Origin of the sequence: Exiguobacterium sp. s39, from assembly GCF_018618925.1 — a bacterium.
GTDB lineage: Bacteria > Bacillota > Bacilli > Exiguobacteriales > Exiguobacteriaceae > Exiguobacterium_A > Exiguobacterium_A abrahamii.
Genome location: NZ_JACSNA010000001.1, coordinates 1,115,004 through 1,129,541, shown reverse-complemented (window position 1 = coordinate 1,129,541; position 14,538 = coordinate 1,115,004). Strand labels below are relative to the sequence as shown.

Sequence of the window (14,538 nt, the reverse complement as noted above, 5' to 3'; positions counted from 1 at the left end):
GGAAAGGACGTGGATGCAAATGGTGGAACGTGTTCAGGCGACAGCAGCTTGTCTAGAGTTAATCGACCAGTTGAGAGAAAAACACGGTCCGTTGATGTTTCATCAATCTGGTGGTTGTTGCGATGGCAGTTCCCCGATGTGTTTTGCGCAGGGTGATCTATTCCTGGGAGATCAGGATAAAAAACTGGGAGAGATCGGTGGTTGTCCGTTTTATATTCATGAAGATCAATATGAGTACTGGAAACATACGCAACTCATCATTGATGTCGTGGATGGTCGAGGCGGAATGTTCTCTCTTGAAGGTGTCGAAGGGAAACGTTTTTTGACACGCTCCCGTGCGTTCACGCAAGAGGAATACGCTGAACTATCAGCATCAAGCTAAGGAATCAAACACGGTTTCGTCGAGTTGACTTGTTCATTCAGGTCGCTCGTACGGAATCGTGTTTTTTTGTTCGTATCACGACGTTCGAACAGGATAAAAGTTGGTAATGCGGCATAAGAACGGTATAATGAACTCATATTTTGACGAGAAGATAGTTTCACACTATGACATTATAGGGGGTCACCATGAAATATCCATTTTTAGGTTGGACAGGTCAAACGATCGGAGTGACGGCGCCCTCCTCCGGATTACGTGAACAGCAACAGGAATGGGTCGAACAAGCAGTTGAACAGGTACAAGCACGGCAAATGAACGTCCGTTTAGGCGAAACGATTTGGTCGCATCAACTTGCTGAGAGTGCACCGGTCAAACAACGGGCGGAGGAATTGAATCACATGATGACGGATGAGACGATTGATGCCGTCATCCCGCCATTTGGTGGGGAACGCGCCATTGATCTTTTACCCGAGTTGACGCTAGCTACTTACCAAACAAAATGGTTGCTTGGCTATTCCGATATCAGTACGTTATTGCTCAGTCTGACGCTTCAGACGGGAATCGCGACAGCACATGGTCCGAATTTCGTTGAGCTTCGGAGTGAAGAATGGGACGAGACGACAAGTGCCTGGCGACGGGTGCTCGCGACGCCAACTGGAGGAACCGTCACACAATGGGCTTCCGATCGTTATCAACCCGAGTGGACTGATGAAGAACGTCCAACAGGTTCGTTATTTCAGCTAACGGAAGCGACGGAATGGAAAGCACTTGATGAGCGAACAGAAGTGACTGGACGGTTACTTGGTGGGTGTCTGGAGACGATTCGCCATCTGATTGGGACACCGTATGGAGATGTGCAGCGTTTCCAGCGTGAAGAGATCAACGGAGAACCGATACTCTGGTACTTTGAGGTGTCTGAAGCGAATTCGGCAGAGGTACACCGGACGCTGCGACAAATGGCGTATGCTGGGTGGTTCGACCATGCGGCTGGCTTTTTATTCGGGCGTACGTCTGCAAGGATTATAGAAGACCTGACATGGCTAGACGTATATCAATATCTCGCGGATGAGACGGGCTTACCAGTCTTATATGATCTTGACATCGGTCATCAACCACCACAGTTGACGTTAATCAATGGAGCGACGGGGACGGTTCGTATTCAAGGGAAAGATTCACGAATCGATCTGACGTTCAACTAAAAAGGAGAGCACGCAATGGCACGTCGTAAGTTTCAAGCATTAGGCGTTTATAAACGCGTCCATATCAATCCGGAGACACGTCGAATGACGTTACCTGAACCATTTTACGATGCACTTCGTCTAGAAGATGAATTGCTGATTGCACAAGTCGGAGATGTTCTCGTCATGCGACGTCCGGGGGAGGTCGTCGAGACAGAAACGGAATTATTGAGCGAACTCGTAGAAGATGGATTCACGGGTACAGAGCTTGTCCAGGAATTTGCCTACCGGCGTCAGCAACAAGAACAACGATTACGTCAACAAGTCTTGCAGGATGAAGAGGATGAACATGCTGCTCAACTGAAGATCGAGCTATAACGGAAAGAAGGAGTGGGGCAGATGCGTCGCAGAACAAAAATTGGAATCGGAGTCATCGGATCCGGATTAGTAGCAGCGAGTTATTATTTTTATGAGATGGCAATCGCCACGAATCCAAAGCCATTCTTATCGAATAATCGAGATTTAAGTGACGAGATGGTCCGATTGATGCAACCTGGTCAGACGTGGATCAAGGAGCAACCGCTTGAGCGGATCGAGATTGAAGCGAAAGACGGTTTAACGTTACGCGGGCATTTTCTTCCGTCACCTGTTCCGTCAGATCGGATCGTCATTCTCGTGCACGGGTACGGAGGCGTCGGAACGGATTTAGCCGGATTCGCCTATCTGTACCATCAGGCCGGTTTCCATGTCATGATGCCCGATAATCGTGGACACGGAATGAGTGACGGTCACTATATCGGATTCGGATGGCATGATCGGGAAGATTGTCTCAGTTGGTCGAACTATCTGATTGAACGGATCGGACAGGATGCGAAACTGTTCTTGCATGGGGTGTCGATGGGAGGGGCGACCGTATTGATGACGAGTGGCGAACAACTCCCACCACAAATCAAAGGAATCATTTCTGATTGTGCCTATACGTCCGTCAATGCTGTCCTTGCGTATCAGATGAAGCGGATGTATCGACTACCACACTTTCCGTTCTTAGGCATGACGAGCGTATTGACGAAGCTAAAGGCAGGTTATACGTTCCGTGAAGCATCAGCGTTGAAACAAGTCAAAAAAGCACAGGTACCGATTTTGTTCATCCATGGTGGGGCGGATACGTTTGTACCGACAGATATGGTATATGAGCTGTATGAAGCTTGTCCAACGGAAAAAGAGCTCGTCGTCATTCCAAATGCCGCTCACGCGATGGCCTATTTTGAGGATCCGGCATTGTATGATGATGTCGTGGAGAAGTTCGTTCGCAACATCTTGCGAAATGATTGACAACTCAGTTCGTTACCCGCTATATTAATATCATAAATCAACGTCGTCGTGGCGGAACTGGTAGACGCGCTAGACTCAGAATCTAGTGGTGGCAACACCGTGGAGGTTCAAGTCCTCTCGGCGGCATAAATGATTGAAGGAGGCAATCCCAGCAAGGGGTTGCCTTCTTTTTTGTTGCTGAATAGAAAACGATTACAACGAATAAAAATTCAGAAATATTTATCTTTTTAGAATTTTTCTGGTAAAATACGTTTTAAAGAGGGTACTCTTCAGGGAAAGTACTAAATGAAGTAGACAATCTTTAACACATAGGAGAGGGGAAACAAACATGAAAAAAGGGAGTATCTTGCTAGCGCTCTTGATGAGCTGTGTTCTCGTACTTGGTGCATGTAGCATCGGTTCGAAAGAAGAAGAGTCGTCTGAAGGAAAGACTTATAAGGTCGGCATTGACGTCACGTATCCACCATTCGAATATAAAGACGGGGATACGTACAAAGGAATCGACATCGATCTCATGAAAGCAATCGCGAAGGATCAGAACTTCAAGATTCAATTTGAAGCGATGGACTTTAGCGGCATTATTCCGGCACTTCAAGCAAATCAATTGGACGTTGCCATTGCTGGTATGAGTATTACGCCAGAACGGAAGAAAGTCGTCACATTCTCGGATCCATACTTCAAAGCTGGTCTTATTCTAGTCGTCAAAGAAGATGAGAATGGTATTAAATCCGTCAACGATTTAAAAGGGAAAAAAGTAGCCGTCAAAAAGGGAACGACGGGTGCGAAATATGCAACGGATAACGCAGACAAACTGGGATTCACGGTCACACAGTTCAATGACAGTCCAGCGATGTTCCAAGAAGTGAAGAACGGTAACGCTGCTGCTTTGATTGAAGATTATCCTGTCATCTCATATGCAAACAAACAACAAAACCTTGGATTAAAACTTGTCGGAGACCGTCTCAACGGGGACAACTACGGAATCGCTGTCTTAAAAGGTGAGAACGAGGATCTGATGAAGAAAATCAACAAAGGACTTGCGAATCTGAAAGAAAACGGTGAATACGATAAAATCGTTGACACGTATCTGAAATAAGTCGCAAGGCGATAAGGGAGTGGGATAGCCAATGGAAGTGGTCAAAACCGCATTTCCATTTTTCTTGGAAGGGCTTCAAGTCACATTGTATATTTTCATCATCGCGGTCATCGTCGGCTTTCTGATTGGCTTAGTCGTCGCATTGATGCGGTTATCACCATCAAAAATCTTAAACGGGATCGCGATCGTCTACATCGATGTCATTCGCGGAACGCCGTTCATCGTTCAGTTATTCTTCATCTATTTTGGACTCAATTCGCTCGAATGGTTATCGATGGACCGGATGTATGCAGGGATACTGACGGTCGCAATCAATGCCGGTGCTTATTTTGCGGAAATCATTCGAGCTGGTATCCAGTCGATTGATAAAGGACAAACAGAAGCTGCGCGTTCACTCGGGATGACAGGGCGTCAAACGATGGTACAGATCATCTTACCGCAAGCATTCCGACGGATGTTACCAACGATTACGAACCAATCGATCATCAGCTTAAAAGATACATCGTTGTTGTCGATTATCGGAATCGCTGACTTGACACAACAAGGTCAAGTGCAGCAGTCAACGACGTTTGAACCATTCATCGTCTGGTCCGTCGTCGGATTGATGTACTTCGTCATCATTTATCTCTTGTCCTTAGTGGCGAAGTTCTTGGAACGGAGGTTTACATTACGATGAGTATCATAGAAGTAAAGAATCTAAAGAAATCATTCGGTTCGAATGAAGTCTTAAAAGACATCAACGTCTCGATTGCCGAAAAAGAAGTCGTTTGTGTCATCGGTCCGTCGGGATCTGGGAAAAGTACGTTTTTACGCTGTTTGAATCGATTGGAAGAGATTACAGGTGGCACGGTCATCGTCGATGATTTCGATATTACGAGTCCAAAGGTCGATATCAACAAGGTCCGGGAAGAAGTCGGGATGGTCTTTCAACATTTTAATCTCTTCCCGCATAAGACCGTGCTAGAAAACGTCACGCTTGCACCGATCAAAGTGCGTAAATCGGATAAAGAACAGGCGAAACAGCGGGCACTTGAATTACTCGATAAAGTCGGATTACGTGAAAAAGCGGATAATTATCCAGGTGAATTATCTGGGGGGCAAAAACAGCGTGTCGCGATTGCCCGCGCGCTTGCAATGAATCCGAAAATCATGTTATTTGATGAGCCAACGTCAGCGCTTGACCCGGAAATGGTCGGTGACGTGCTTGCCGTCATGAAACAGCTTGCCCTTGAAGGCATGACGATGGTCGTCGTGACCCATGAGATGGGATTTGCTCGAGAGGTCGGAGATCGCGTCTTATTCATGGATGGTGGCTATATCGTCGAAGAGAACGTGCCACAAGCATTGTTTGATTCTCCACAACACGAACGGACGCAATCGTTCCTTAGTAAAGTCTTATGATGGAACCGGCGTATCTAACTGCGGATACGCCGGTTTTTTAACGAATCATAAATAACTGTCTAAGCGCTCATAAGAAAAACTTATACATTTAAGCGTGAGAATTTGGGAATTCGAAATGCACACACAGGAAAAGAGTAGTAATATAGTAACGAAGGCACTTTCATGGAAGAATGACACGATCATTCCTTCTCATGACGTTCAGCGTTTCATTCATGCAATTCCTTTTGAAAGCGCTAACAGGTAGAGGGCTGGAAACACATCGACTATCCACTGGATGTGTGGGGAGAAATATAGAAACGGGGGGAACCGTACATGGCAGGCCACGAGCAAGATCAACAAGCATTCTATGGACCAAACCTTGGCTACATCATTGAATTGTACGAGCGTTTTTTAGAAGACAAGACATCCGTTGATGAGGAGACACGTGCTTATTTCGAAGAGCATGGTGCACCCGTGACGGAACCAGTCGTACCGATGCAAGTCGAGACAGGAGATTTCGAAAAATATCTTGCGGCGAATCGTTTAGCGGAACAAATTCGTGCAAAAGGACATCTTGCGGCGGATATCTATCCGCTGAAGGACCATCCGCGAGAAACAGGATTATTCGAATTGAGTCAGTACGGATTAACAGAGGCAGATCTTCGAAAAATGCCAGTCTCACTCGTCTGTCCTGAACCACCAACTGGTGTACAGGACGCGTTTGAAGGCATCGAACATTTAAAAGCGCAGTACACGGGAGCAGCCGCAGTTGAGTTCCAGCATGTCGACGATCTCGATGAAAAGAAATGGCTCCGACAGAAAATCGAGCAAGGTGCTTTGACGGCGACGCTAGACGCTGAACAAAAGAAACAGTTGTTCAAACGCTTAGCTGAAACGGATCTCTTCGAAAAATACTTGCACAAAACATACGTCGGTCAAAAACGCTTCTCGATTGAAGGACTTGACGCGATGGTGCCATTGCTCGACACGATCGTCGGACACCTCATCTCGAACGGGTCGGAGACGATTAATATCGGAATGGCACACCGTGGACGGTTGAACGTTTTGGCGCACGTACTTGGGAAGCCATATGAAATGATCTTTGCTGAGTTCCAGCATGCACCGAACCACGACCTCGTACCATCTGAAGGATCGATCGGGATCACGTACGGTTGGACGGGCGACGTGAAGTATCACCTCGGTTTAAACCGAAAACTCGAGCAAGAGACACGTAACGTGCGGATGACGCTTGCGAACAATCCGTCGCACCTTGAGTTCGTCGACCCAGTCGTCGAAGGCTTCACACGTGCGGCTCAAGATGATCGCTCACAAAAAGGGGCACCACGTCAAGAGCAAGCAGCAGCAGCTGCGATCCTCATTCATGGGGATGCAGCGTTCCCAGGTCAAGGAATTGTGGCTGAAACATTGAATTTAGCGAATCTCAAAGGATATAACACCGGCGGAACGATTCATATCATCGCGAACAACACGATCGGCTTCACGACGGAGCCGACGGACTCCCGTTCGACGCGTTACTCGAGTGATCTTGCCAAAGGATACGAGATCCCAGTCTTCCACGTCAACGCGGATGAGCCGGAAAGCTGTCTCGCAGTCGCTTTGCTCGCGAGCGAGTACCGGGCAACGTTTAAGAAGGATGTCATGATTGATTTAATAGGATATCGTCGTTTTGGTCATAACGAAATGGATGAACCGATGAATACGAACCCGGTCTTATACGATTTGATTCATAAACATGATCCAATTCGTGTCTTGTACGGGAAAACGCTTGTCGCGAACGGGGATGCGACAGCTGACGAAATTCAATCGATTGAAACGTCGATCAATGATCAAATGAAAGCGGCTCGTGAAAAAGTACCGAACGCGGAGAAAGAGTATGGTGGGGTCATGCCGGACGTCGTCTTTAAAGGCGTTCCGACGATTGAGACAGGGGTCTCGATTGAAACATTGACGGCGTACAACGAAGAATTGTTACAGTGGCCGGATGGCTTCCAAGTATTCCATAAACTTGAGAAGGTCCTGAAGCGCCGGACGGATGCGTTCTCGACAAAGAACGGAATTGACTGGGGACATGCCGAAACATTGGCGTTTGCTTCGATTCTCTCAGATGGAACACCAATCCGCTTGAGCGGTCAAGATTCTGAACGAGGAACGTTCGCACAACGGAACATTAATCTTCATGATGTGAAAACAGGAGAAGGCTTCTCGCCACTCCATGCCTTATCAACGGCAACTGCATCATTCTCGGTCTACAACAGTCCGTTGTCTGAAGCAGGTGTACTTGGTTTTGAATACGGTTATAACGTCTTCGCTCCGGAAACGCTCGTATTATGGGAAGCGCAATATGGGGACTTTGCGAACTCAGGACAAGTCATCTTCGACCAGTTCATCTCAGCTAGCCGCGCGAAATGGGGACAAACGTCAGGTCTCGTCATGTTGCTTCCGCACGGTTATGAAGGGCAAGGACCAGAACACTCGAGTGGTCGTTTAGAACGCTTCTTGACGTTATCGGGTGAGAAAAACTGGACAGTCGCGAACGTATCGAGTGCTGCCCAGTACTTCCACTTATTGCGCCGACAAGCAGCGATTCTCGGAAAAGAGGAAGTCCGACCGCTCGTCGTCATGACGCCGAAGAGTCTCTTGCGTCATCCGCTTGCAACATCGGATGTCTCTGAGTTGACGGAAGGTAGTTTCCAGCGTGTCATCGAACAATCAGGGCTCGGAGAAGCACCAGATCGAGTTAAACGTCTTGTGTTCTGTTCTGGTAAGATGGCAATCGATCTAGCTGAAGCCGTTTCAAAATCAGATGAGAATCTCAATTGGCTACAAATCGTCCGGGTCGAGGAGTTGTATCCATTCCCGGCAAAAGCCTTAAAAGAAGTCATCGCGCGCTATGAAGCCGTCGAAGAGATGGTCTGGGTGCAAGAAGAACCGAAAAACATGGGGGCGTGGTCCTTCATGGAACCTCGACTTGAGACAGTCGCACCGAATGGTATCCAAACCGTCCGTTACATCGGTCGTCGTCGTCGTTCCAGTACAGCAGAAGGTGACCCGTCAGGTCATAAAGTAGAGCAGGCACGTATCATCAATGATGCACTCACAGCGACTGCTTCTACTCCAACAGCACCATCACACGTATCAAATCACACATCATAACTTAAGATAGAATCGAGTCATAGGGGGAGAATACGATGGAAATCAAAGTACCAGAACTTGCCGAATCAATTACAGAAGGAACGGTGGCGTCTTGGTTAAAACAACCAGGTGATCACGTGGAAAAAGGGGAAGCCATCGTTGAGCTCGAGACAGATAAGGTCAACATCGAAGTACCGTCAGATGAAGCTGGTACGTTGACGGAGGTGATGGCTGCTGAAGGAGATACAGTCCGCGTCGGGGAAACGATTGCTGTCATCTCTGCTGGTGGCGAGGCTCCAAAACCGGCTGCGGCAGAAACAGTACAAGAAACTCCAAAAGAGACACCTAAAGCAGAAGAAAAAGCGGAACAACCGGTGGCTGCAGCAGCGACTGAAAGTACATCTGTTGCGGATCGTCCGATTGCTTCACCTGCTGCCCGTAAACTGGCTCGTGAAAAAGGAATTGATTTAGCACAAGTGGCAACGCAAGATCCGCTCGGTCGGATTCGCGTGCAAGACGTCGCGACGTTTGAAGTAGCACCACGTGAGCAAGCAAAACCGGCTCCTACGAAACCTGCTACACCGGCACCAGCACCAGCAGCCGCTCCTGGGAAACCGGAAGAGCGAATCAAGATGTCACGCCGTCGTAAGACAATCGCGAACCGACTCGTTGAAGTTCAACAAACGGCAGCAATGTTGACGACATTCAATGAGATCGATATGTCAGCGGTCATGGCACTGCGTAAACGTCGCCAAGAGAAATTCGTGAAGGAAAACGAAGTCAAGCTCGGCTTCATGTCATTCTTTACGAAAGCAGCAGTCGCAGCACTTAAAAAGATGCCATATTTGAATGCTGAGATTCAAGGCGATGAAATCGTCCTCAAAAAATTCTATGATATCGGTATTGCCGTTTCAGCACCAGACGGTCTCGTCGTTCCGGTCGTTCGTGATGCGGATAAGAAGAACTTCGCTGAGATTGAAAAAGACATCATTCAACTAGCGGTCAAGGCGCGTGATAATAAACTCGGTCTATCTGATTTGACGGGTGGTACGTTCACGATCACGAATGGTGGTACGTTCGGTTCACTCATGTCGACACCGATCTTAAACGGTCCACAAGTCGCGATTCTCGGAATGCACGCAATCAACTTGCGTCCTGTAGCGATTGATGCTGAACGCATGGAAAACCGTCCGATGATGTATGTCGCACTCTCTTATGATCACCGAATCGTTGATGGAAAAGAAGCCGTTACGTTCTTGAAGCACATTAAAGATCTCCTTGAAGATCCAGAGTCATTGATTTTCGAAGCGTAATCATAAAAAGACCCGTTTTAGATGCGGGTCTTTTTTTGTTGATATCACTTTGTCATCAAATCACGAAACGACATTTACGTCTTCTCTATATCAGCTTCATACATACGATTTAGGATAAGTGTTGTAAGAATATTTCAAGGGGGAATTGATTATGTTGAAACAATTTGGAATGACGATGGTAGCAGGAGCCGTATTAAGCACAGGGCTTCCGACAGAAGATGTCAGCGCACAATCAAAAGGCAAATCGTTACTTGATCCAAATCGAATCATCAATGTTGCTCACCGTGGAGCTTCTGGGTACGCGCCAGAGCATACGATGCCAGCTTATGCAATGGGACATAAGACATTCAAAGCAGATTACATCGAAATTGATTTACAGATGACGAAAGACGGTCAATTGATTGCGATGCACGATGAAACGGTTGATCGGACGACGAACGGAACAGGTGCCGTCAAAGATAAAACGCTTGCTGAAATCAAGAAACTTGATGCTGGTAGCTGGTTTAATGAAGCGAACCCGACGCTTGCGAAAAAGTCATATGTCGGTCTGAAAGTACCGACGCTTCAAGAAGTCTTGAGTAAGTATGGGAAGCATGCGAATTACTATATCGAGACGAAATCACCGGAAGTGTATCCCGGAATGGAACAGAAATTGCTCGACGTACTAAAGCAGAACGGATTGTCGAGTAACAAGGTCAAACCAGGACAAGTCTTGATTCAGTCGTTTAGTGAAGCGAGTCTTCAAAAAGTCAGAGCCATCGACCCGAACGTTCCACTGGTTCAGTTGATGGAAGCAAATGAAGTCAAGGCTTTGACGGATGATCGATTAACCGCAATCCGTCAGTATGCAGTCGGTGTTGGTCCTTCCTACAAAGCATTGACACGTGAAAACGTCTCAGCGATTCGGACTCATGATTTGTTACTTCACCCGTATACTGTGAATGAAAAAGCGGATATGGTTCGTATGCTCGACTATGGTGTCACAGGAGTCTTCACGAACTATGCCGACCGTTTTAATGATGTCGTGAAAGGACTATACAAAAAATAAGGTAAAAAGGAAATAGCACTATTTCTTCTTTCGAACAGGAAAGAAGAAATAGTTTTTTTGTTTTTAAAACTCGTATCTTAAATCCAATATTTCATTCCATACGTAAACCAAATAGAGGTTTATCAGAATTTCGAATCATGAGACAAAACAATGTAGTCAGTTTCGTATTTCATGGTACGATAACAGTGCAGTTTTGGGAAGAAATGGAGTGAGGATCGTGAGAATTACACAGTATACGGATTATGGACTACGTGTGTTGATGTATCTCGGGGTGCACCGGGATGTCATCACACCAATGCCGCAGATTGCAAATCATTATGGCATCTCATCCAACCATTTAATGAAGGTGACACAACAATTAGCGAAACTTGGCTATGTCGAATCAACAAGAGGTCGGTCAGGCGGACTCCGTTTGATTCGTGATCCAAAAGACATCAACATCGGGAAAGTCGTTCGGGAAATGGAACCGATGGATATCGTCGAGTGTTTTGGAAGCAACGGTCATTGTGTCATCGAACCAGGATGCCGTCTAAAAGGTGTGCTCGGACGAGCGCTTCGAGCTTTTATCCGGGAATTGGAACAGCATACATTAGAAGAATTGTTAGATAATCGTGATGAGTTGGCACTCTTGTTTGCTGCCTCACCTTTACAGCGTTCTTAATCAAAAAACCCTCGCTTCCATTCACGGAAACGAGGGTTTTGTCATAGCGATACTTATAGATCATCTTGGCGTTTCTTTGGTTCCACATGTTCTTTGTTCTGAGACAAGTCGTCACGAACAGACGATTTCCATAACGGCACATTGCTGTAATATGCAGCACGAGCGATCAGATGTCCTCCAATCGGTGCTGTGATGAGCACGAACAGGATGCCGAGAACGACACGAGAGGAGAAGAATCCATCTTCAGTGACGAAATAGATGATGACGCCGATTAAAATCGACATGACACCTAATGTCGCGCTTTTAGATGCAGCGTGAGCACGCGTATAGACATCCGGTAAGCGGATCAGACCAAGCGCGGTGACGAGACTAAATTCCATACCGAGCAAGGCGAAGACCGCGACGATCAATTCATTGGTTGCGATCACGTTCGATGATCTCTCCTTTCTCGATATATTTTGAAAAGGCAACTGTACCGATGAAGGCGAGTATACCAATCAACAGGATGACTTCGAGGTAGTCGCTCGTCCGTAAGATGATCGAGACAAGTCCAACGATTGAAATCAAGCTGATACCAATTGAATCAAGCGCGATGACACGATCCGCAACACTTGGTCCTTTGATGACCCGGTAAAACAGACCAAGCATCGAGAGAAAGACACCCCCGAGTGCGATATAGATTAAAATATCGAACATCACCGACTCACCTCCAGAATGGCTTTCTCAAAACTATCACGAATCGAAGCGACCGCTTCATCGACCTCTGGCATGTGGAGTGCATGAATGTAGAGTGTCTTATTATCATCCGAGATATCAACGACAAGCGTTCCCGGTGTCAGCGTGATCAGCATTGACAGCAACGTGATTTGCCACGGTTGATCGAGTTCGGTCTCATAAGCAAAGATACCAGGTTGAATATCTAACTTCGGCTTTAAGATGATTTTCAAGACATCGATGTTCGCGACGACAAGCTCGTAGAGAAAGCGGAAAAACAATAGGACGAGTGCGACGACAGGTCCGAGATAAAAGCGTCCTTTGAAGCCGCGACGGAAAGCGAACATCGCAATCAACCCTAGCGCGTAACCGATGACGAAACCGGAGGCCGAGAAATTGTTTGAGAGAAACATCCACAAGAATGCAAGAAATAAGTTGAGCAAGACTTGAAATGGCATGAATTAACGACCTCCTTTTAGTACGGCATCGATATAGAGCGTTGGATTCGTCAACGGTTCGACGGCTTGTTGAATCAGTGGACGCATCGCCTCAGCACCTACTCCATAGAGAACGCTGAGCGCAACTAAGGCAATCGTAGGAACTAGCAGCTTTGGAACAAGCGCTTGTTTATCACCAGAGTAGGTCTTCGGTGTTCCCCAAAAGGCACGCATGAACAATTGAACGACCGAATACAAGACGAGTAGACTGGATAGTAGAACGATGATTGGTCCAATCAACTCACCGGCTTCAATACCACCACGAACAATCAGGAATTTCCCAATGAATCCGCTGAGCGGTGGAATCCCGGCAAGTGATAAAGCCGCGATGAAGAACGTCCAACCTAGTACAGGATAGGCTTTGATCATCCCGCCCATATCTTTCAGCTTACTCGAGCCGGCAATTCCGACCATGATTCCTACGAGTAGGAATAAAGCGGCTTTAATCAACATATCATGAAGAAGGTAGAAAATCGCACCTTCTAGCGCTTGCGGTGTCATGAGGGAAACCCCGTACAAGATGACTCCGACTGCGACGATGATGTTGTAGATGATGATTTGCTTCGCATCTCGTGTCGCGAGCGCACCGATCACCCCGATGACGATCGTACTGAGCGCAAGGATACTCAAGATTTGATGGATCGTTCCAATCTCATTTGAGAAGAACAAACTATACGTCCGTAAAATCCCGTAGACCCCGACCTTCGTCAACAAGGCACCGAACAAAGCAAGAACAGGTGTCGGTGGTACTTGATAAGAACCAGGCAACCAGAAGTAGAGCGGGAAGATCGCACCTTTTAATCCGAAGACGATCAGGAATAACAAGGCGATGACGTTGAGGATTGCCGGCTGTCCGACCTCTGAAATCTTTTGACTGATATCCGCCATGCTGAGTGATCCGATGATTCCGTACAAGAAGGCGACGGTCATGACGAATAATGCAGACGAGATGACATTAATCAAAAGATACTTCAGCGATTCTCGTAATTGTGCCGGTTTCCCGCCGAGAACGATCAAAACATAAGACGAAATCAGGAAGACTTCGAAGAAGACGAACATGTTAAAGATATCACCTGTCGTAAAGGCACCATTGACACCAACGAGCAGGAATTGGACGGCGATGAAATAGTAGTACCGTTGATAGGAAACGCTCAAGTAGACAATGGCATACCAGATGATACAAAGAACAAGAATGCTTGTCGTCGTGACGAGTAAAGCGGATAGCATGTCAGAGACAAGCGTGATACCAAAAGGTGCTGGCCAGCTACCGAGTGTGACTGTTAAGATGCCGTTTGACCGGACAGTCAGCACGAGATAGATGGAGGCACAGACAGTCAAAATCGTCGAAAAGAGGGAAACGATTCGTTGTCCTTTGAGGTGTCGCGGGAAAAACATCAAGAGGACACCCGTCAACAAAGGGATGATGATTGGTAGTAGCGGTAAGTTAATCATTCGAATCGGTTCCTTTCATCTCTTCGATATTATCGGTTCCGAGTTCTTGATAAGCACGGTAAGCGAGTACCAAGAAAAAGGCAGTGACACCAAAGCTGATGACGATGGCGGTCAAGACGAGTGCTTGCGGTAGTGGATCCGTATAGGAAGTCACGCCATCCTTTAAGACCGGAGCCGCGCCTCGTTTTAATCCACCCATCGTCATGACGAGCAGATGGGCAGCGTGGCTGAGCAACCCTGTTCCGATGATAATGCGAAGAATACTTTTCGAAAGAATGAGATAAATGGCACACATCGTCAGGATGCCTGCGGCGATCGCCATGATGATTTCCATA

General features: G+C 47.0%; 17 protein-coding genes and 1 tRNA gene. 12 read left to right on the top strand and 6 right to left on the bottom strand.

The window, feature by feature from the left end; genetic code table 11:
- Nucleotides 1-19 precede the first annotated feature (19 nt).
- Nucleotides 20-382: a DUF779 domain-containing protein gene (locus KNQ11_RS06085; RefSeq protein ID WP_023468555.1), complete on the top strand. Its 363-nt coding sequence runs from the start codon at nt 20-22 to the stop codon at nt 380-382.
- Here KNQ11_RS06085 and KNQ11_RS06080 read toward each other — a convergent pair.
- Entirely contained in the window at nt 379-519 is a 141-nt protein-coding gene (locus tag KNQ11_RS06080) for a hypothetical protein (RefSeq protein ID WP_214770581.1), read from the bottom strand. The two genes, KNQ11_RS06085 and KNQ11_RS06080, sit on opposite strands and share 4 nt — an antisense overlap.
- A 48-nt stretch (nt 520-567) precedes the next feature.
- Between KNQ11_RS06080 and KNQ11_RS06075 the strand changes: the two genes are divergently transcribed.
- From KNQ11_RS06075 to KNQ11_RS06025, 11 genes are all read left to right on the top strand, one after another.
- Nucleotides 568-1,578, top strand: a complete 1,011-nt coding sequence (locus KNQ11_RS06075; RefSeq protein WP_214770578.1) for a S66 family peptidase — start codon at nt 568-570, stop codon at nt 1,576-1,578.
- 15 nt (nt 1,579-1,593) lie between these two features.
- Nucleotides 1,594-1,935, top strand: a complete 342-nt coding sequence (locus KNQ11_RS06070; RefSeq protein WP_214770575.1) for a hypothetical protein — start codon at nt 1,594-1,596, stop codon at nt 1,933-1,935.
- A gap of 21 nt (nt 1,936-1,956) precedes the next feature.
- On the top strand, nt 1,957-2,889 hold the full coding sequence (locus KNQ11_RS06065; protein ID WP_029341930.1) for an alpha/beta hydrolase: 933 nt from the start codon (nt 1,957-1,959) through the stop codon (nt 2,887-2,889).
- Nucleotides 2,890-2,931: 42 nt separating this feature from the next.
- Nucleotides 2,932-3,015 (top strand) — tRNA-Leu (locus KNQ11_RS06060).
- 202 nt (nt 3,016-3,217) lie between these two features.
- Nucleotides 3,218-3,985: a transporter substrate-binding domain-containing protein gene (locus tag KNQ11_RS06055; protein ID WP_023468551.1), complete on the top strand. Its 768-nt coding sequence runs from the start codon at nt 3,218-3,220 to the stop codon at nt 3,983-3,985.
- A 31-nt stretch (nt 3,986-4,016) separates the two neighbouring features.
- Nucleotides 4,017-4,661, top strand: coding sequence for an amino acid ABC transporter permease (locus KNQ11_RS06050; protein WP_023468550.1), 645 nt, complete (start codon nt 4,017-4,019; stop codon nt 4,659-4,661).
- The gene (locus KNQ11_RS06045; RefSeq protein WP_023468549.1) at nt 4,658-5,386 is read left to right on the top strand and encodes an amino acid ABC transporter ATP-binding protein; all 729 of its coding nucleotides are present in this window, start codon (nt 4,658-4,660) and stop codon (nt 5,384-5,386) included. Before KNQ11_RS06050 ends, KNQ11_RS06045 begins: the two co-directional genes overlap by 4 nt.
- Nucleotides 5,387-5,698: 312 nt before the next feature.
- Complete coding sequence (locus KNQ11_RS06040) at nt 5,699-8,539, top strand: 2-oxoglutarate dehydrogenase E1 component (RefSeq protein ID WP_214770572.1); 2,841 nt, start codon at nt 5,699-5,701, stop codon at nt 8,537-8,539.
- Between the two features lie 35 nt (nt 8,540-8,574).
- Entirely contained in the window at nt 8,575-9,831 is a 1,257-nt protein-coding gene (gene odhB, locus KNQ11_RS06035; protein WP_050678279.1) for a 2-oxoglutarate dehydrogenase complex dihydrolipoyllysine-residue succinyltransferase, read from the top strand.
- 151 nt (nt 9,832-9,982) lie between these two features.
- Nucleotides 9,983-10,879, top strand: a complete 897-nt coding sequence (locus KNQ11_RS06030) for a glycerophosphodiester phosphodiesterase (protein WP_214770569.1) — start codon at nt 9,983-9,985, stop codon at nt 10,877-10,879.
- Between the two features lie 217 nt (nt 10,880-11,096).
- Entirely contained in the window at nt 11,097-11,540 is a 444-nt protein-coding gene (locus KNQ11_RS06025; RefSeq protein WP_050678277.1) for an Rrf2 family transcriptional regulator, read from the top strand.
- Nucleotides 11,541-11,593: 53 nt separating this feature from the next.
- On the opposite strand, the gene mnhG is transcribed toward KNQ11_RS06025, so the two are convergent.
- The 5 genes from mnhG to KNQ11_RS06000 are packed head-to-tail and all read right to left on the bottom strand — an operon-like array spanning nt 11,594 to nt 14,537.
- Nucleotides 11,594-11,968, bottom strand: a complete 375-nt coding sequence (mnhG, locus tag KNQ11_RS06020; RefSeq protein WP_214770566.1) for a monovalent cation/H(+) antiporter subunit G — start codon at nt 11,966-11,968, stop codon at nt 11,594-11,596.
- Nucleotides 11,952-12,188, bottom strand: coding sequence for a Na(+)/H(+) antiporter subunit F1 (locus tag KNQ11_RS06015; protein ID WP_369792030.1), 237 nt, complete (start codon nt 12,186-12,188; stop codon nt 11,952-11,954). Before KNQ11_RS06015 ends, mnhG begins: the two co-directional genes overlap by 17 nt.
- A 47-nt stretch (nt 12,189-12,235) precedes the next feature.
- The gene (locus KNQ11_RS06010) at nt 12,236-12,712 is read right to left on the bottom strand and encodes a Na+/H+ antiporter subunit E (protein ID WP_047395595.1); all 477 of its coding nucleotides are present in this window, start codon (nt 12,710-12,712) and stop codon (nt 12,236-12,238) included.
- Nucleotides 12,713-12,715: 3 nt separating this feature from the next.
- On the bottom strand, nt 12,716-14,203 hold the full coding sequence (locus tag KNQ11_RS06005) for a Na+/H+ antiporter subunit D (RefSeq protein WP_149427543.1): 1,488 nt from the start codon (nt 14,201-14,203) through the stop codon (nt 12,716-12,718).
- Complete coding sequence (locus tag KNQ11_RS06000) at nt 14,196-14,537, bottom strand: Na(+)/H(+) antiporter subunit C (RefSeq protein WP_023468540.1); 342 nt, start codon at nt 14,535-14,537, stop codon at nt 14,196-14,198. The genes KNQ11_RS06005 and KNQ11_RS06000 overlap by 8 nt, the downstream gene beginning before the upstream one ends.
- Nucleotide 14,538: the final 1 nt, after the last annotated feature.

Coding starts and splice junctions, on each gene's coding strand:
- KNQ11_RS06085 (WP_023468555.1), top strand. CDS start 20: ATGGTGGAACGTGTTCAGGCGACAGCAGCTTGTCTAGAGTTAATCGAC.
- KNQ11_RS06080 (WP_214770581.1), bottom strand. CDS start 519: ATGAGTTCATTATACCGTTCTTATGCCGCATTACCAACTTTTATCCTG.
- KNQ11_RS06045 (WP_023468549.1), top strand. CDS start 4,658: ATGAGTATCATAGAAGTAAAGAATCTAAAGAAATCATTCGGTTCGAAT.
- odhB (WP_050678279.1), top strand. CDS start 8,575: ATGGAAATCAAAGTACCAGAACTTGCCGAATCAATTACAGAAGGAACG.
- KNQ11_RS06075 (WP_214770578.1), top strand. CDS start 568: ATGAAATATCCATTTTTAGGTTGGACAGGTCAAACGATCGGAGTGACG.
- KNQ11_RS06005 (WP_149427543.1), bottom strand. CDS start 14,203: ATGATTAACTTACCGCTACTACCAATCATCATCCCTTTGTTGACGGGT.
- KNQ11_RS06000 (WP_023468540.1), bottom strand. CDS start 14,537: ATGGAAATCATCATGGCGATCGCCGCAGGCATCCTGACGATGTGTGCC.
- KNQ11_RS06040 (WP_214770572.1), top strand. CDS start 5,699: ATGGCAGGCCACGAGCAAGATCAACAAGCATTCTATGGACCAAACCTT.
- KNQ11_RS06050 (WP_023468550.1), top strand. CDS start 4,017: ATGGAAGTGGTCAAAACCGCATTTCCATTTTTCTTGGAAGGGCTTCAA.
- KNQ11_RS06070 (WP_214770575.1), top strand. CDS start 1,594: ATGGCACGTCGTAAGTTTCAAGCATTAGGCGTTTATAAACGCGTCCAT.
- KNQ11_RS06055 (WP_023468551.1), top strand. CDS start 3,218: ATGAAAAAAGGGAGTATCTTGCTAGCGCTCTTGATGAGCTGTGTTCTC.
- KNQ11_RS06010 (WP_047395595.1), bottom strand. CDS start 12,712: ATGCCATTTCAAGTCTTGCTCAACTTATTTCTTGCATTCTTGTGGATG.
- KNQ11_RS06015 (WP_369792030.1), bottom strand. CDS start 12,188: ATGCTTGGTCTGTTTTACCGGGTCATCAAAGGACCAAGTGTTGCGGAT.
- KNQ11_RS06065 (WP_029341930.1), top strand. CDS start 1,957: ATGCGTCGCAGAACAAAAATTGGAATCGGAGTCATCGGATCCGGATTA.
- KNQ11_RS06030 (WP_214770569.1), top strand. CDS start 9,983: ATGTTGAAACAATTTGGAATGACGATGGTAGCAGGAGCCGTATTAAGC.